This is a genomic window from Corynebacterium sp. p3-SID1194, assembly GCF_025144155.1.
GTDB lineage: Bacteria > Actinomycetota > Actinomycetes > Mycobacteriales > Mycobacteriaceae > Corynebacterium.
Map to the genome: position 1 here is coordinate 1 of NZ_JALXWY010000027.1, position 17,330 is coordinate 17,330.

General features: G+C 63.7%; 14 protein-coding genes and 1 tRNA gene. 6 read left to right on the forward strand and 9 right to left on the reverse strand.

Going from position 1 to position 17,330, the window contains the following annotated elements:
* The 4 genes from M3G19_RS11305 to M3G19_RS11320 form a co-directional block, all read right to left on the reverse strand.
* Positions 1 to 327, reverse strand: a 327-nt coding sequence (locus M3G19_RS11305; protein WP_259902726.1) for a helix-turn-helix domain-containing protein, incomplete at its 3' end; no start/stop codon positions are given.
* 101 nt (positions 328 to 428) lie between these two features.
* Positions 429 to 1,406 (reverse strand): ribose-phosphate diphosphokinase, encoded by a 978-nt coding sequence (locus M3G19_RS11310; protein ID WP_259902727.1) that lies wholly within the window; start codon positions 1,404 to 1,406, stop codon positions 429 to 431.
* Entirely contained in the window at positions 1,396 to 2,865 is a 1,470-nt protein-coding gene (glmU, locus tag M3G19_RS11315) for a bifunctional UDP-N-acetylglucosamine diphosphorylase/glucosamine-1-phosphate N-acetyltransferase GlmU (protein ID WP_259902728.1), read from the reverse strand. Before glmU ends, M3G19_RS11310 begins: the two co-directional genes overlap by 11 nt.
* Before the next feature lie 51 nt (positions 2,866 to 2,916).
* Positions 2,917 to 4,149: an MFS transporter gene (locus M3G19_RS11320; RefSeq protein WP_259902729.1), complete on the reverse strand. Its 1,233-nt coding sequence runs from the start codon at positions 4,147 to 4,149 to the stop codon at positions 2,917 to 2,919.
* A gap of 57 nt (positions 4,150 to 4,206) precedes the next feature.
* Here M3G19_RS11320 and M3G19_RS11325 point away from each other — a divergent pair, with 57 nt between their 5' ends.
* From M3G19_RS11325 to M3G19_RS11335, 3 genes are read left to right on the forward strand one after another with little or no spacing between them, the layout of a single operon-like run.
* On the forward strand, positions 4,207 to 5,580 hold the full coding sequence (locus tag M3G19_RS11325) for a multicopper oxidase family protein (RefSeq protein ID WP_246874936.1): 1,374 nt from the start codon (positions 4,207 to 4,209) through the stop codon (positions 5,578 to 5,580).
* A 54-nt stretch (positions 5,581 to 5,634) separates the two neighbouring features.
* A complete protein-coding gene (locus M3G19_RS11330) occupies positions 5,635 to 7,095 on the forward strand; it encodes a multicopper oxidase family protein (protein ID WP_259902730.1) in 1,461 nt (486 codons plus the stop codon).
* Positions 7,096 to 7,140: 45 nt separating this feature from the next.
* Positions 7,141 to 7,332: a hypothetical protein gene (locus tag M3G19_RS11335; protein ID WP_210573100.1), complete on the forward strand. Its 192-nt coding sequence runs from the start codon at positions 7,141 to 7,143 to the stop codon at positions 7,330 to 7,332.
* Between the two features lie 62 nt (positions 7,333 to 7,394).
* Here M3G19_RS11335 and M3G19_RS11340 read toward each other — a convergent pair whose 3' ends face one another.
* From M3G19_RS11340 to M3G19_RS11350, 3 genes are read right to left on the reverse strand one after another with little or no spacing between them, the layout of a single operon-like run.
* Complete coding sequence (locus M3G19_RS11340) at positions 7,395 to 8,615, reverse strand: hypothetical protein (RefSeq protein WP_259902731.1); 1,221 nt, start codon at positions 8,613 to 8,615, stop codon at positions 7,395 to 7,397.
* Positions 8,616 to 8,633: 18 nt separating this feature from the next.
* Complete coding sequence (locus M3G19_RS11345; protein ID WP_259902732.1) at positions 8,634 to 9,233, reverse strand: hypothetical protein; 600 nt, start codon at positions 9,231 to 9,233, stop codon at positions 8,634 to 8,636.
* A 2-nt stretch (positions 9,234 to 9,235) separates the two neighbouring features.
* A complete protein-coding gene (locus tag M3G19_RS11350; RefSeq protein ID WP_259902733.1) occupies positions 9,236 to 10,447 on the reverse strand; it encodes a hypothetical protein in 1,212 nt (403 codons plus the stop codon).
* 229 nt (positions 10,448 to 10,676) lie between these two features.
* On the opposite strand from M3G19_RS11350, the gene mfd reads away from it, so the two are divergent.
* Entirely contained in the window at positions 10,677 to 14,294 is a 3,618-nt protein-coding gene (mfd, locus tag M3G19_RS11355) for a transcription-repair coupling factor (RefSeq protein ID WP_259902736.1), read from the forward strand.
* Here the strand turns inward: mfd and M3G19_RS11360 are convergent.
* Positions 14,284 to 14,916 carry a CPBP family intramembrane glutamic endopeptidase gene (locus M3G19_RS11360; RefSeq protein WP_259902734.1) on the reverse strand — a complete coding sequence of 211 codons (633 nt, stop codon included), beginning with the start codon at positions 14,914 to 14,916 and terminating at the stop codon, positions 14,284 to 14,286. The genes mfd and M3G19_RS11360 overlap by 11 nt on opposite strands.
* Positions 14,917 to 14,971: 55 nt before the next feature.
* Here M3G19_RS11360 and M3G19_RS11365 point away from each other — a divergent pair.
* Positions 14,972 to 15,045: transfer RNA gene (locus tag M3G19_RS11365), tRNA-Leu, on the forward strand.
* A 9-nt stretch (positions 15,046 to 15,054) separates the two neighbouring features.
* Here the strand turns inward: M3G19_RS11365 and M3G19_RS11370 are convergent.
* The gene (locus M3G19_RS11370) at positions 15,055 to 16,044 is read right to left on the reverse strand and encodes a suppressor of fused domain protein (RefSeq protein ID WP_259902735.1); all 990 of its coding nucleotides are present in this window, start codon (positions 16,042 to 16,044) and stop codon (positions 15,055 to 15,057) included.
* Positions 16,045 to 16,199: 155 nt separating this feature from the next.
* On the opposite strand from M3G19_RS11370, the gene M3G19_RS11375 reads away from it, so the two are divergent.
* Positions 16,200 to 17,108, forward strand: coding sequence for a Bax inhibitor-1/YccA family protein (locus tag M3G19_RS11375; RefSeq protein WP_259902737.1), 909 nt, complete (start codon positions 16,200 to 16,202; stop codon positions 17,106 to 17,108).
* Positions 17,109 to 17,330: the final 222 nt, after the last annotated feature.

The window sequence follows — 17,330 nt, forward strand, 5'->3', positions numbered from 1 at the left end:
GACTATCTTTCGCGGTGGAGCAGGAGCCGGGGTGTGCACGCCTTGTTTGACCAGCCAATTTCTTACTGTTCCTACCGGTAAACCCACGGTCCGTGCAGCCGCTGACACCGTTGAACCCTGCTGGACCAACCCGGCAGCTTGATGAAGCTGCTCCTGCCGATCCCTTCGTGCAGCCACCTGCGGACCTACCACCCCGACTTTGTTCATCCAGTCGTAGACGGTGGTAAACGACACCCCGATATCCTCAGCCACCGCGTACGGCGACTCCCCGGCAGCGACACGAGCAACCGCTGCCTTACGAATCTCCTTCGACACCCAACCAGCCATGACACAACCACCTCTCGATCGAGGTGGCGCATTCACCCACTGACAGTCCCGTGACGTGACGTGGTGAATAGGTTTCCTGAAATAGGTATCTGGAAAAAGGGCTAGGCCTGGCCCTCGAAGAGGGTGGTCACCGAGCCGTTTTCAAAGATCTCGTGGATCGTGCGCGCCAAAAGGGGCGCGATCGAGAGAACGGTGAGGTTGCTCCAGCCCTCCGTGGACTGCGGGAGGGTGTCAGTGGTGATGACCTCTTCAGCGCCGCAGCTGGACAGGCGCTCGCGCGCCGGATCGGAGAAGACGCCGTGGGTGGTGGCGATGACCACCGAGCGGGCGCCGGCGTCCTTGAGCACACCCACAGCGCCGGCGATGGTGCCGCCGGTGTCGATCATGTCGTCGAGCAGCACACAGTCCTTGCCCTCCACGTCGCCGACGACGCGGTTGGAGACGACCTTGTTGGCCGCGTCGATGTCGCGGGTCTTGTGCACGAAGGCCATCGGTGCGTCGCCGAGCGTGTTGGCCCACTTCTCCGCCGTCTTCACACGGCCGGCGTCGGGGGAGACCACGACGAGGTTGTCCAGCGAGTACTTGGACTTGATGTAGTCCGTCAGGATCGGCATCGCGTGCATGTGGTCGACCGGGCCGTCGAAGAAGCCCTGGATCTGGTCCGTGTGCAGGTCGACGGAGACGATGCGGTCCGCGCCAGCGGCAGTGAGCAGGTCCGCGACGAGGCGCGCAGAAATCGGCTCGCGGCCGCGGTGCTTCTTGTCCTGGCGCGCGTACGGGTAGAACGGCAGGATCGCGGTGATGCGCTTGGCGGAGCCGCGCTTGAGCGCGTCGATCATGATGAGCTGCTCCATCAGCCACTTGTTCAGCGGCTGTGTGTGGGACTGCATGACGAAGCAGTCGGCGCCGCGGACGGACTCGTCGAAGCGGATGAAGATCTCGCCGTTGGCGAAGTCGCGTGCGGTGGTGGGCACGAGGTCGATGCCCAGCTCCTCGGCGACCTTCTCGGCCAGGTCCGGGTGGGCGCGGCCGGTGAAGACCTTGAGGTCCTTGTGGCTTTCGACTTTCTTACCGGTCATTGGTGGTGTCACCTTTCAGTTCACTCTCGCGTGCGCGCTGGGCAGCATCGGCCGCGTCCGTGCCGGGGCGGTTCTTTTCCACCCAGCCTTCGATGTTGCGCTGGTGTCCCTCCTTGACAGCAAGGGCGCCTGCGGGCACATCTTTAGTGACCACTGTACCCGCGCCGGTGTACGCCCCATCGCCGACGGTGACGGGAGCGACGAACATGGTGTCTGAGCCGGTACGGCAGTGGTCGCCGATGGTGGTGTGGTGCTTGTTCACGCCGTCGTAGTTCACGAAGACGCTGGACGCGCCGATATTGGATTCGCAGCCGACGGTGGCGTCGCCGATGTAGGTCAGGTGGGGGACCTTGGAGCCGTCGCCGATCTGGGCGTTCTTCGCCTCCACGAAGCCGCCGAGCTTGCCGCGGGCGCCGAGCTTCGTGCCCGGGCGGATGTAGGTGAACGGGCCGACGGTGGCTTCCGCGCCGACGACGCCGAGCTCGCCGTGGGTGCGCACGACGGAGGCGCGTTCGCCGACCTCGAAATCAGTCAGGGTGGTGTCGGGGCCGATGACGGCGCCGTCGCCGATGACGGTGGAGCCCCACAGCTGAGTATTCGGGTGGATGATCACGTCCTTGCCGATCTCCACATCGACGCCGATCCAGGTGGTGTCCGGGTCGACGACGGTGGCGCCGCCGCGCATGGCGCGCTCGACGAGGCGTCGGTTGAGCTCTTTGCCGGCGGCGGCGAGCTGGACGCGGTCGTTGACGCCGGCGAGCTCGCGTGCGTCGGGGGCGGTGAAGGCGGTGACGGTGCGGCCGTCGCTCACCGCGATGCCGAGCACGTCGGTGATGTACAGCTCGCCCTGCGCATTATCGGAGTTGATGCGAGTCAGCGCCTCGCGGAGTACAGCGCCGTCGAATGCGAACACGCCGGAGTTGACCTCGGTGACGGCGCGCTGTTCGTCGTCGGCGTCTTTCTCCTCGACGATTTCGCGCACGTTGCCATCAAAGTCGCGGATGATGCGCCCGTAGCCCGTCGGGTCATCGAATTCGAGGGACAGCACGGTCACAGCAGCTTTCGCGCTTTCATGCTTATCGACGAGCGCCTCCAGCGTCTCCGTCTGCAGCAGCGGCACGTCGCCGTTGGTGACCACGACTGTGCCGTCGAAATCCGGGATGGCGCCCAGGCCGATCTGCACCGCGTGGCCGGTGCCGTTTTGCTCTTCCTGGACGGCCTGGAGGATGGAGATCTGAATGTCCTCGGCGATCGCGTCGACAGCCGGGGAGACCTGGTCGCGCTGGTGCCCGACGACTGCGACGAGGTGGGCAGGCGTGAGTCCCGCCGCCGCATGCAGCGAGTGGGACAGAAGACTGCGCCCGCCGATTTCGTGGAGGGTCTTTTGCGTCGTCGACTTCATGCGGGTTCCGGCGCCGGCGGCTAGGACGACGACGGCGCACTCGGACTGGGTTGCCACGCTTGGGTTCTCCTTAAAGATTCCGGGATTTTTCGTGGACCAGCTTAACGCCTAGTCCGCTCCGGCAGAGACATCACGCAGATTCCACGCTCCGACGACGCCGATATAGCCGATGACTGCGAGAAATATCAGGGCAGCTTGCGTGCCAAAGCTGGCCACGACGGAAGACACCGCGCCCACGACCAGCAAGACGATGCCCATGACTGTGTTGGAGACACCGGTGATCAGTGTGCGGTTATCGCCGGTGGCCATGTCCACCAGGTAGGTCTTGCGGCTCACGCGCACCGTCGTGTGGGCGAGGTTGACCAAAAAGAAGCCGGCGGGCATGACCCACGCGTTGATATCGGCCGGCGCGTAACGTGCGCTGAGCACCAGCAGAACCAGCACCGTGGAGGCCGCGCCGGCCGCCCAGCCCATCGCGTTCTTGGAGGATCTATCCGACCATTTTCCGGAGACACGACCACCGAGCAATGCCGCGCCGCCGGAGGCGATGATGAACGCGCCCAGGCCGGTCAGGTCCGAGCCCTGTTCTTGGGCGAGCACGACGATGAACGGCGTCGACAATGCCGTGACGAGCATCAGCGAGCGCACCACGAGGAATTTCTGCAGATCCTTATCTCCGGTGACCAGCGACCACATTTCGTTGAAGCCATGGCTGGCAGCGTTGTCGTCCGGATCGGATTCCGGTTCTTTGATTCCGGTGAAGACCAGCGAGGCGAATGCCCACGTGGACGCACCGACACCGAGCAGCAGCACGAGGATCCAGCGCGGGAGGTCGTTCGGCAGGAATGTCAGAGCCAAACCGACCGCCAGGGTGAATCCGCCGCCGAGCGCGGTTGCGCGCCCGGTGATATCGCCGCGATGCCCCTTCGAGATCGTGCGTCCCTGCACATCCTTGACGGCGATCGAACAGATCGCGCGGAAGGTCGCCTGGATCCCGAGGAGAACCAGCACGGCGATACCGAGTGCGGCACCATTCAAGAACATGGCCGCCACCGCGATGAGCGCCGCCGCGATGAACTGTCCCCACGAACCGATCAACCACACTTTCTTGCGGGAGGCAGCCGATGTCACCCACGGACTGAGCGCGAATTGGGGGAGCATCGAGCCGGACTCGCGGATCGGAACCAGAAACGATGTGAAGGCAGCGGGAACGCCCGCGGCGGTGAACAACCACGGCAGCACGGTCTTCGGCGCAACGACCTGGTCGCCGATATTTTGCAGGCCGTTCGACCATATGAACCGGCGCGCGTTGTGCTCTTCATGCGGCATGGGGGAAGACATAACTCGGATAGTAGGGTCGAATCAGTACACCAGCGAACTGGGAAGGCAGTGAAGCCAATGAGTGGTACGAAAGATTCGACACGACCGTTGCCGATTCCGCCGCTGTACGAAGGAACGCTCAAGGGCAATGTGCGCAGCTTCGAGCTGACAGCCCAGGAGGGCGAGTACGAGATCCTGCCGGGCACCACGACGAAGACGTGGGGTGTCAACGGCCCGTTCCTCGGCCCGACGCTGTACATGCGCCGCGGCGAGAAAATCGACATGACGGTGCGCAACGAGCTGCCCGAAGCCACTGTTCTCCACTGGCACGGTCTGCATCTGCCTGTCACCGCCGACGGTGGGCCAGCGCTCATGTTCGACCCCGGTAAGTCGTGGTCGCCGTCGTGGACCGTCGAGCAGCCAGAGTCGACATGCTGGTACCACCCGCATCCGCACGGCAAGTCCGCCATTCACGCCTACCGCGGGCTCGTCGGGTGCATCGTGCTTGACGACGATGCCGCCTCGTCCATCCCCGGCCTGCCCCACGAGTACGGGGTGGACGACATCCCCCTGATCATCAGGGACGCCAATTTCGACGACGACGGTCAATTCGATGCTGACAACGGTTGGCTCGGTGACACCCTGATCGTCAACGGGATCACCAACCCCCGCTTTGAACCGACCACCCGCCGGTTGCGCTTGCGCATTCTGAACGGTTCGACGATGCGCTTTTTGCACCTGTCCCTGGGCGTTCCCTTCACGATCGTGGCGACCGACCAGGGCCTGCTCGATTCCCCGGTCACAGCTGAGTCGATCACGCTGACCTCCGGCGAGCGCGTGGAGATCGTCGTGGATCTGCAACCAGGCACGGACCTAGTGCTGCGCAGCGGAGAACTGCCGAACTACGCGGGCCTACCGGATGAGGACACCGCAGACACATTCGGAGTTACCGACACCTTCGATGTCCTCCAGATCGCCGCGCCGCCGGAGGAAGCCCCGGCTTACCCGGACCTTCCAGATACCCTCGTTGAATTCGCAGAACCGGAGCCTGCCACGAAAACCCGCGAGTTCCGCCTGAAAGACATGGAAATCAACGGCAAGAAGATGGACATGTCCCGCGTCGACGAGGTCGTGGATCACCGCGGCCCGGAGATCTGGCGAGTCACCAACGAAAACCCCGACAAGCTGCACAACTTCCATATCCACAACGCGAGGTTCCTCGTGCAAGAAGTCGAGGGCGGCACCATCGACTTCACGGCTGGTTGGCACGACACGATCGACGTGCCTCCTGGAGCGACCGTCACGTTGCTGGTGGAGATGGGCTACTACCCGGACCCGAGCCTGGCGTACATGTACCACTGCCACATGCTCAACCACGAGGACCACGGAATGATGGGCCAATACGTCATTGTCGAACCGGGTCAGCAGCCGAATTTGCGCACCGAGAGTTAGAAACGGAGAACTAGAGTGCAAAGGGAATTTGGACGACGGACCTTCTTCAAAGGCATGCTTCTCGCCACCGCGGCGACAGCTGCCGCGTGCGCGGGACCGGGCGGAGTCCGCTTCCGGCAGACGACTCCGGAGGGCGCGAAAGAAGACTACCGCGACCTTCCTATTCCGGAGCTCTACGAAGGTGAGCTCGATGGACACACGCGTAAATTCGAGCTCACCGCGCAGACTGGCCAGGCGGAGATCCTCCCCGGCACAACGACCGACACGTGGGGCTTCAACGGGGCGTGGCTCGGCCCGACGCTGTACATGCGTCGCGGCGAGCACATTGAAATGACAGTGCGTAACGACGTCACCGAGCCCACTGTCGTCCACTGGCACGGACTCCACCTGCCCGCGGCTGCCGACGGTGGGCCTGCGCTCATGTTCGACCCCGGCGAGAGCTGGGAGCCGTCGTGGGACGTGGATCAACCAGCTGCGACGTGCTGGTACCACCCGCACCCGCATAATGTCTCCGGCTTGCATGCCTACCGCGGTCTCGCTGGCGGCATTGTCGTCGCTGACGATGAATCTGACGCGCTCGACTTGCCCCGTGAATACGGTGTCGACGACATTCCCGTCATCATCACCGACGCGAAATTCCGTCAAAGCGGCAGCCTCGACGAGACCTTCGACCCCGACTACGGGTTACTGGGGGACACGCCGGTGATCAATGGCATCACCAAGCCTCAGTTCACGGCGACCACGCGCCGGGTGCGCCTGCGCCTCGTCAACGGCACGACGATGCGCTTCCACCACCTTGTCGTGGGAAAGCCCTTCCACGTCATCGCCACCGACCAAGGCTTGCTGGACAAACCGGTCGAAGTCGACGGCATTCTGCTCAGCCCCGGCGAGCGTGCCGAGATCCTCGTTGACCTCGAGCCCGGCGAGGAGCTCATGCTGCGCAGCGACGGCGTCCCCGACGGCGGCGGCCTACCCAAAGAAGATGCCGCCAACGGATTCGGTCTCCGCGACACCTTCGACCTGCTGAGGATCACCGGGCCAGAAGACAATGCCCCGCAGGTGGGGGAGGTGCCGGGGGAGCTGGTGGGCGTCGATAAGCCTGATGCCTCTGGTGCTGTCGAGCGTGAGTTCGCGCTGAGCGGATTCGAGATCAACGGACAGACGATGGATATGGAGCGTGTCGACATCGTCATCGACCACGACGGCCCCGAAATCTGGCGGGTGACCAACGAGAACGCCGACTGGCCGCACAATTTCCACATCCACAACGCGCGGTTCATGGTCGAATCCGTCGAGGGTGGCGACGTGGCGTTCACCGCCGGCTGGCACGACACGATTTATGTGCCGCCGATGTCGACTGTGACCCTGCTCGTTGAATTCGGGCACTACCCGGACCCGAGCCTGGCGTACATGTACCACTGCCACATGCTCTACCACGAGGACCAGGGAATGATGGGCCAATATGTCATCGTCGAACCGGGGCAGCAGCCCGCGCTCGGGAAGCACGAGCACTAGAGTCTTCGCAGCGCACCGCCACCAAAACTAGTTTATTCTGGCCGCATGGCTACCTTCGAAGAAGACTACACCGGCAAAAACATCCGCTTCACCCACGACGACAAGGAATACACCGGCCGCCTGAACCGCCAGGAGCGCTTCAGCGACGACGAAGACGATATCTGGATCGACCTTCCGGAAGGTGACAACATTCGTCTCCGTCTGCGCCGCAACACCAACCTGGACCTGCTCGACTAGCACTCGTTTCAAGCCCAGCTCCTCGGGGAGCTGGGCTTTTCTTTTCCCCAGTTATTCGAAGGCTATGTGCACTCCGACATGTGGTCGAGGAGTTCATCAGGGGCGCCTTCTTTGCGCAGTCTGTCGTGGTCGTAGCAGGGATAGCCGCTGATCTCTTGGGTGCCGTCGTACTTGATAGAAGTCCACGTGCCGTCGATGAAGTGGAAGCCGCGGGTGTCGTCGGTGCCACCCGCTGCGGCTTTCGCCCACTCGCCGTCGCAGAAGGAGACGATTGTCTCGAAAGGCGTAGGCCAACCGTCAACGACCTCGTCGAAGGCTTCCGGCTCGCACGATCCCTTGGCTTGGGTGTCTTCCTTGTCATCGTCCGCGTCGGCGCCGTACGCCCCGTCGGTGAACTCGCGGTAGAAGTCCAGTGCCGGGCCGGAACGGGTCAGGCCGATCTCGCCTTCGATGTCGTCCCACTCTGTTGCGGTGTAGGTGAGCTTGCCGGTGAGCGTCTCGTCGGCGGAGGTGAATTCCGCCTCGCCCTTCTTCTCGTCGCCTCCGGTGAAGTGCCACGTGCCGCCGCTTTCGCAGTCACCGACGGTGATCTTCTCTGTCTTAGTCACGTTGTCGACGTGCTCGAGCACGCCGTAGCAGCCACGCTCCGGGTAGGTCACGGTGAACACGTTGGCCTCGCGGGAGCCGCGGAAGATGGCCTTCTCGGTGCGCGTGTTCCCCGAGTCGTCCTTATCGGTCCATTCGATGGTGGCGAGCTCGCGGACGCCGTCGTCAGGGAATTCGATGCCGTCGGGGCCGGCGTCGGGGGCGTTCGGGTTCAAGCCGACCTCGCCGGCATTATTCTCCATCGGAGTCTGAGGCAGCTCCGCGGAAGAGGTGGCGCCGTCGGGGGTGGTGTAGGAAACCTCCATGGCGTCCTCGTCGCCCTTCGGCTTGAAAGTCCATTTGGTGCCGTTGTCGCCGTCGCCGTGGACGATTTCTTCGCTGTAGGTGTTGTCGCCGGTCCGGGTGAGCTTTGAGTGACGCTTCAAGGTGGGGGAGGTCAGCTCGCCGGTCTCGCCGCCGTCGTGGAAGCGGACGACTAAGACGACGGGGACGGCATCGTCGATAAGCCCATCTGCTTTGTCGATGGTGCCGCTGAAACGCGACTCGTTGAACGGCTGAGCGATGTCGTCGCTCGAGCCGAATAGGCCGCTGCGCTTCGCGATCACACCACCAATCACCGCGAGAATCAAAAGCAGAACAGCCAAAACGGCAAACAGAATTTTGTTGGTGCGTGACACGGGGGAAATGAGGTCTTTCTAGTCGGTCGAGGTCAGGTGGGCATCAGTGCGGCTGGCACCCTGCACGGTGTAGCTGACATCCATGCCGTCGTCCGCGGGGATGAATGTCCACGTGACATTCTTGACCCCGTGCTCGAGGATCGGCGCTTCGGAGTAAATCCGCTTCTTATTCGTCTGCTTCTTGTCCACGTCGACCCGCAGCGCCCTGCTGTCCCGACCCGTGGTGAGCGTGGTGCTGTTCTCCGTGAACGTCACGCCGATCTTCGTATTCTCCCCGTCCGCGCCGGGCGGCCATTTGATCATGCCTTCGTAGTTGCCGATGAACTCATCCGGGACTTCGGTCGGGTCGTCGGACGAATCGCCCTCGTCCTTTTCGTCTTTGTCTTCCTTGCCTTTATCGTCGTCCTTCTCGTCGGACTTGTCTTCCTTGTCGGCCTGCTCGTTGTCGCTCTTTACTTCTTCTTGCTGTTCTTGGGTCGCGGCTGTCTCTTCTTTTGCCTTGGGCGAGTCGTCGGCATCCTGGCCGCGCGCCGCGAACACGACGAGTGCCACCAGGGTGCCCAGGATGAGCAGCAGGATGATGAGGATGGTCAGGAGGGCCTTGTTACGTGTTGTCATAATCACTCGCAAACGATCAATTTGTCGATGAATTCTTTGGGGGCGTCCATGTCGCGGAGCTTATCTGGATCGTGGCACTGATGGCGGGTCTCACTCGTCCGTCCATCCTTTTCCAGCACTTCCCATTTTCCGTCAACGAAGTGGAAATCGCCGATGACATCCGAGCCCGAGACACCCGCTACGGCCCAGGTCCCGTCGCAGTAAACGACCGTCGTGGTTTCGGCTTCCCATCCTTCGACGAGGTCGGCAAACTCGGACGGGTCGCAGGAGCCTTTCGCCTCGGTCGCGGTGTCACCGTCGCCGCCAGTGAAGGAGCGATAGAAGTCCAAGACCGGCCCGGAGCGAGCGATGCCGATCTCGCCGTCGATGGTCTCCCACTCGCTGTGGCGGAAGTTCAAAGAGCCGGTGAGTTTTCCGTCGGGGGAGGTGTATTCGGCGGTGCCGCCACCCATATCGCCTGAGATGAAGTGCCAGGTTCCGCCGCTTTCGCAGTCGCCGACGGTGATGTTTTCTACTCGGATATTTGGATCGGTGCTATCGACAGTGCCGTAGCAGCCGCGTCCGGGATAGGTCACGGTGTGGATCGTGGCGTCGTGAGAGATGCGGAAGATGACATCGTGGGAAATATTCAGCTCCGGGTCGTCGGCGTGAACCAACTCGATGGTCCCGGTACTGCGCGCGGACGGGTCAGGGAATTCAATCCCGTCAGGCTCGGCGCCGGCGATCTCGGGGTTGATGCCGACCTCGCCGGAGGTCTCCTCCGGGTCGGTCTGGGGGAGCTCGGCGGAGGCAGTGGCGCCGTCGGAGGTGGTGTAGGAGACGTCCATGGTGTCGTTCTCGCCAGGCTCGAAGGTCCATTCGATGCCGCTGTCGCCAGCGTCGACATCCTCGCCGTGAACGATGTCCTCACGGTAGGTGTAGTCGTCGGTCCGCGTCAGGGTGGAGTGGCGCTTCAAGGTGGGGGAGGTCAGTTCGCCGGTCTCGCCACCGTCGTGGAAGCGGACGACTAAGACGACGGGGACGGGGTCGGCGGCGTCGATAAGCCCTTCTGCTTTCTCGATCGTGCCGGAATAGCGCGTCTCGTTGTACGGCTGGGCGATGTCGTCGTTCGAGCCGAATAGGCCGCTGCGCGCGACGATGGCGCCGCCGATGACCGCCGCAATGAGAAGCAGCACAGCGAGGACTGCAAGGAGGATCTTGTTAGTCTTCGTCACAGGTTTAGGCTAGCTGGCTCACACCTTGCGCACACGAAGACGGAGGGGAATTCGGTTCGCGCGAGCCATGCGGTAAGCTTTTGACCGTCTTTCCCCATGGTGTAATTGGCAACACTACGGTTTTTGGTACCGTCATTCTAGGTTCGAGTCCTGGTGGGGAAGCTTTTTTATCGCCCGGACTATGTTCTACCCAGGGGGTTCGATGGCTGACCAGCCGCAGAATGTTCCGATGCTTGCCGGGGTGCTCACCCAGGCGATGACCGACCCGAAGCTGAAGGGTCTGCGCAAGCGGGTGGGGGAGCCGTCGCTTCATGTGACGGGCATTGACCAGGTGCGTCCGTGGGCGGCGGCGACGATCGCGCGCGAAACGCCCGTGCTGCTCGTCACGGCGACAGGACACGAGGCGGAGGATCTCGCGGCGGAGCTCGGCGCGTTGCTCGGGGCGGAGAAGGTCGCGTTGATGCCGTCGTACGAGACGTTGCCGCACGAGCGTCTGTCGCCCGCCGCGGACATCGTGGGCCGCCGCAACCAGGTGCTGCACGAGCTTGCGGAAACATCGGTGGTGGTCGCGTCCGCGCGCGCGACGTGCCAGCCGGTGCTGCCTGCGGTCTCGCCGATCGTCGTCGAGCACGGCGAGGAGTACGACTTCGAGGATCTCACCGCTTCGCTCACGTCGTTCGCGTACGACCACGTGGACATGGTCTCGGGCCGCGGCGAATTCGCCACGCGCGGCGGCATCATCGACGTCTTCCCGACCACGGCCGAGCACCCCGTCCGCATCGAGTTCTGGGGCGACGAGGTCACGGACCTGCGCACATTCGCCGTCGCCGACCAGCGCACCATCGACGATATCGCGCGCGTCGAGCTTCATCCCGCGCGCCAATTGCTTATCGACGAAAGCGTTAAGTCCGCCGCCGCCTCCCTCATCGAGGCCCACCCCGGCAACCGGACCCTGGTCGAGCTGCTCACCCGCATTTCCGACGGGTCGTACGCCGACGGCATGGAAGCGCTTATTCCGGCGCTGACGGAATCGTCGTATGCCGTGCTACCGGAGCTCATGCCGTCCGGATCTGTGGTGCTGGTGACCTCGCCGGAGAAGGTCCGCACCCGTATCTCCGACCTGCAGGCCACCGACCATGAATTCCTCGAGGCCGGCTGGGAAGCTGCCGCGATGGGCGCGGATGGTCCTGTCGCCGCGGAGGGCCTGGATGTGTCGGCGAGTTCATACCGTTCGTTTGAGTCCCTCGAGGTCTCCGCTCGCGAGGCGGGCAATGCCTGGTGGACGTTCGCACCGCCCGGCATGTTCGCCGACGGGGAAGATGATTCAGCGACGCTGCCGCTCGAATTCGAGCCGGCACCCGCACCGAAGGGCGACCCGAAGCAGATCGAAGCGCTCTACGGTCAGGTGAAGATGCACCTGCAGAACGGAGGGCACGCCGCCTTCGCAGCACCGGCAAAGGGAACCGTGGATCGCATGGCGGAGCGCCTACGCGAAAACGGCATCTCCGCGCGCGTGGCTACCCCGGGGCTCGAGCCCGTTGACGGGCAGGTCACTCTCTACCAGGCCTTGTCGCACGCCGGTCTGACCTTCCCAGGCCCGGGCTTGGTCGTGTTCACCGAGACCGACGTGACCGGCAACCGCGTAGGCGATATCGCAGGAGCCAAGCGCCGTGCGCCGCGCCGCCGCAATCGCGTCGACCCGCTGGCGCTCAAGCCTGGCGACTACGTGGTGCACGACACGCACGGCATCGGACGATTCGTCAAAATGGCCGAGCGCACGATCGGCACCGGCGAGGATTCTTCCCGCCGCGAATACATCGTTCTCGAGTATCAGCCCGCCAAGCGCGGCCAGCCCGCCGACCAGCTGTGGGTGCCCATGGAATCGCTCGACCTACTGAGCAAATACTCAGGCGGTGAGCAGCCGAGCCTGTCCAAGATGGGCGGTTCCGACTGGAAGAACACCAAGAAGAAGGCGCGCGCGGCAGTTCGCGAGATCGCGGGCGAGCTCGTGCAGCTCTACGCCAAGCGTGCGTCCGCCCCCGGCCACGCTTTCGCGGCGGACTCGCCGTGGCAGATCGAGATGGAGGACAACTTCCCCTTCGTCGAGACGGAAGACCAGATGGCCGCCATTGAGGCAGTGAAGTCCGACATGGAAAAGCCGACGCCGATGGACCGCGTGATCGTCGGCGACGTCGGCTTCGGCAAGACCGAGGTGGCTGTCCGCGCCGCGTTCAAGGCGGTCCAGGACGGCAAGCAAGTCGCGGTGCTCGTGCCGACGACGCTGCTCGCGCAGCAGCACTACACCACGTTCTCGCAGCGCATGGACGGCTTCGGTGTGGATATCCGCGAACTGTCGCGCTTCACCACAGCAGCCGACGCGAAGAAGATCATGAAGGGTCTCGCCGACGGATCGGTGGACATTGTCGTCGGCACGCACCGTCTTCTCCAGACAGGTGTGCAGTGGAAGAACCTGGGCCTCATTGTTGTGGACGAGGAGCAGCGCTTCGGTGTCGAGCACAAGGAGCACATCAAGGCGCTCAAATCGCATGTCGACGTCCTCACCATGACCGCCACCCCGATCCCGCGCACCCTCGAGATGTCATTGACCGGCATCCGCGAGATGACATCGATCACGACTCCGCCGGAAGACCGCCACCCGGTGCTCACCTACGTGGGCCCGCAGGAAGACAAGCAGGTCGCTGCCTCCATCCGCCGCGAGCTGCTTCGCGACGGTCAAGTCTTCTACATCCACAACAAAGTCTCCGACATTGAGAAGACTGCCCGCCACCTGCGCACCCTTGTCCCTGAAGCGCGCATCGTCGTCGCCCACGGCCAGATGGGGGAGCAGCTCCTCGAGCAGACGGTGCAGGGCTTCTGGAACCGCGACTTCGACGTCCTCGTCTGCACCACCATCGTGGAGACCGGCCTGGACATCGCCAACGCGAACACCCTGATCGTCGAGAACGCCCAGAATATGGGCTTGAGCCAGCTGCACCAGCTGCGCGGTCGCGTGGGACGTTCCCGCGAGCGCGGCTACGCCTACTTCCTCTACCCCAAGGACAAGGTGCTCACCGAGACCTCCTACGACCGCCTGGCCACCATCGCCCAGAACAACGACCTCGGCGCGGGCATCGCCGTCGCGCAGAAGGACCTGGAGATGCGCGGCGCCGGCAATGTCCTCGGTGCCGAACAGTCCGGACACATCGCCGGTGTCGGCTTCGACATGTACGTCCGCCTCGTCGGCGAGGCAGTGGAGACCTTCAAGGCGCTCATGTCCGGCGAGGTCGTCGACGCCACCGACCAGGGGCCCAAGGAGATCCGCATCGACTTGCCTGTCGACGCTCACATCCCCGAGTCCTACATCAATTCCGAGCGCCTCCGCCTGGAGAGCTACCGCAAGCTCGCCGCCGCCCGCGACGACGCCGAACTCGCCCACGTCTCCGACGAGCTCGTCGACCGCTTCGGCGAGATGCCCGAGGAAGTCCAGCGTCTCTTCGCCGTCGCTCGCCTGCGCCACCAGGCCCGCCGCGCAGGCGTCGCCGACATCACGATGCAGGGCACCCGCCTGAAATTCCACCCGGTCGACATGCCCGATTCCAAGCAGGTGCGCCTCAAGCGCCTCTACCCGGGATCCAATTACCGCGCCGCCGCCAAGGCCGTCCAGGTCCCGTTCCCGCGCGAAGGCGGAGCCAAAAAAGCGCTCAATGCGCCCAACTTGCGCGACGAGGAGCTTTTGCAGTGGATCGCGGACTTCTTGAGCGAGATGTTCGACGTGGAGGAGATCGACGTACGGGGAGCAGGCGTCGATAAGCCTGCGAAAAAGCGCGTCTTTTCCGTCAGCGAGTGATGATGAGGGGCATCACGAGCAGCATTGCCGTGCTCCACGTCAGGTGCACCGCGATGGGGGAGTAGAGACGTCCGCTCCGCGAAGCCTCGTAGAAGCACACCGCGCCGAGCACGCCCGCCGCGAAAACGAGCAGCGGCACGCCCATGGCGATGGTGACAGCGCAGTAGATCAGCGTGGACACGATCCCTACGCCGAGCTCTGAGAACCGTCCACGAAGTTGCTTCGGCACCGCGTCGCGGTAGACGAGCTCCTCGCCGATGCCGTTGATCACGAGCACCGCGAGCGTGGGTACCCACCCGCCCGCCTGCGGCATACTCAACAGCTCCTCGACAGGCCCGGCGAGTAACGGAATCCGGCGCACGACGAGCGCCCCGCCCATGAACACCAGGGCCAGGGCTGCGCCGATGCCGGCGCCGCGCGCAATATCCGCGCCCGCGGGGCCTGTGAACGCCGAGCGGTCGCCCCACATCCACCATGCCGCCGCGTACACCGTGGCCGTGACCACCGTGAGCGCGTAGAAAACCGGCGTGCCGTCACCCGCCTGCCGAGCAAGGAACAGCCCCAGCCCGCCGAGCACGCACGAAAGGATGAGCGGCCACAGGGAAGCAGAACGAATCGTCATGATGGAGCAATTATATGGACGCGCGGGGCCGTGACGTACACTCATTGACCATTACGCCCCTATAGCCCAATTGGCAGAGGCAGTCGACTTAAAATCGATTCAGTCAGGGTTCGAGTCCCTGTGGGGGCACTATTTCTTTCAGCGCGCCGGGTCAATGACGTGAAGTGTTAGCGGCGCAGTCGTGAGGTGGTACACGCCGGGGGCGTTGTCGAGGACCGCCAGGAATTCGTGGCGCAGTGTCCGGTCAACGCTGACCGTCAGGTGGGGGCCGGAGTCAGGATCGTCGCCGAATGCGACGGCGGGGGAGTGAGCGGGAACGAACCGTGCCCACGCGTCATCGCCGACGACGGCGAAGGGGTGTTCGTACCCCAGCCGCCACTTCATTGCGCGGAGCAGATGTACTGCGGCGTGGGTGGTCAGGTCGATGCGCCCGGATGCGTCGACGGCGAAATAGCTCGAGGACACCGCCGCGATAGAAGAGCCGTCCCTCTTAGTGAGGGAGGAAAGGGGGTGGGCAAAGGAGGCGTCGATAAGCGATGAAGCGCGGTCGTGCGGACCGATGCCGAGCGGTAACCGCTCGCCGAGCAAACCTGCGAATTTCAGCGGGTCCCAGCGCAGCGCCGCATCGAGCTCGTCCGCGGTGACGGGCACCGCGTCGATGAAACGTACCCGGCCCGTCGGCGCGCTGAGCAGCGGAACGATCGGATCCGCGACGAAAATGAAGCCCGTCAGCGACGCACCCTCGCACACCGGCGCGCGCAGATCCATGTAGTGGCCCGGCTCGATCGGGTTGTCCGACGCGCGGCGGTAACGCGCAAGCCGCCGCAGCCTATCGACGGGCCACGCCGGCGGCTCCTCCGCGACAGCCGGCGTGCGCAGCGTCAACTCGCCTTGCGTCCCCGCAACGGGCGCCGACGAACGCGTGCCCGACAACCCGTACGTCACGAACAAATAATGCGGCAGCGGCTCCTCAAACCGGTACACGAGCACCGCGATCTCGTCCGTGAACGTCAACTCCCCGTGGACCTGAACTGGCGGTTGCCCTGCGATGTCTTCTAAGTGCGCGAGCAGATAATCCCCGCCCGTCGGCTTCGCCGCGCGCCCGAGAAAACCCCACCTTATGCCCATGCCCTCATACTATTTCGACGCGCGCGGGAACGAAACAGCAAGACGATGCGTTGAACAGTATGATCGGTGATCGATTCGACCAGCGCATGGAGATCGTGAACAACACCGTGACCGACCACGCGCACACGGCGAAAGATGAAAGGAACTCGAGAAGCGTGAAATCCAACAACCCCGTCCTGACGCGCCTCCCGCAGGCCCAAAATAACACCGGGTACGCCCAGCCCCAGGCCGGCTACCCGCAGCAGTCCCCGTACGGCCAGGCACCGGGCTTCGGCTACGGCCAGCAGCAGGGCTACGGCCAACCGCAGGGATATGGCCAACCGCAGGGATATGGCCAACCGCAGGGCTACGGCCAGCAGCAGGGCTACGGCGCACCTGCTGAGCGCCCCATCACGGTCGACGACATCGTGAGCAAGACCGGCATCACCCTCGCCGTGATCGTCGCGTTCGCAGTGATCAACTTCGGCCTGGGTTTTGTCAACCCGGTCATCACGATGGCGCTGACCTTCATCGGTGCGATCGGCGCTTTCGTCACTGTCTTGGTCCACGCATTCGGCAAGAAGTACGGCTCTGCGGCAGTGACCCTGATTTACGCCGCGTTCGAGGGCTTGTTCGTCGGCGGCTTTTCCATGGCCGTTGCCGGCTTCACCGAGGACGGTTTCGCCGCGAACATCATCTTCCAGGCGATCCTGGGTACCTTCGGCATCTTCGGCGGCATGCTCTTCGTCTACAAGACCGGCGCCATCCGCGTCACCCCGAAGTTCACGCGTATCCTCACTGGCTGCCTCTTCGCCGTCGTCGTGCTGGCGTTCGGCAACCTGTTGATGTTCATCTTCACCGGCATGTCCCCGCTGCGTGACGGTGGCCCGATCGCGATCGGCTTCTCTCTTGTCTGCATTGTGATCGGTGCCCTGAGCTTCCTGTCCGATTTCGACACCGCCGACAAGCTCGTCCGCTCCGGTGCGCCCGCCAAGCTGGCATGGGGCGTGGCACTCGGCCTGGCAGTGACCTTGGTCTGGCTCTACACCGAGATCCTCCGCCTGCTGTCCTACTTCAGGGATTAGTCCTCACCCGAGGCGGTTTCCGCGGCTCGCGCTTTACGCGTGGGCCGCTTTTTGCATGCTTATCGACGCCTCCCGCCCTGTTTTTGCCCGTTCTTCACCTCTTGTGACCTGCTCGTTTAGGCGATGTCTACTGAAGTAGACAATGTTTGGTGGATCTCGGGTTGCGCGCGGTTTAACGTTTGTGTCGTGAACGATTTTGACGCGTTTCTCACAACACTCGGC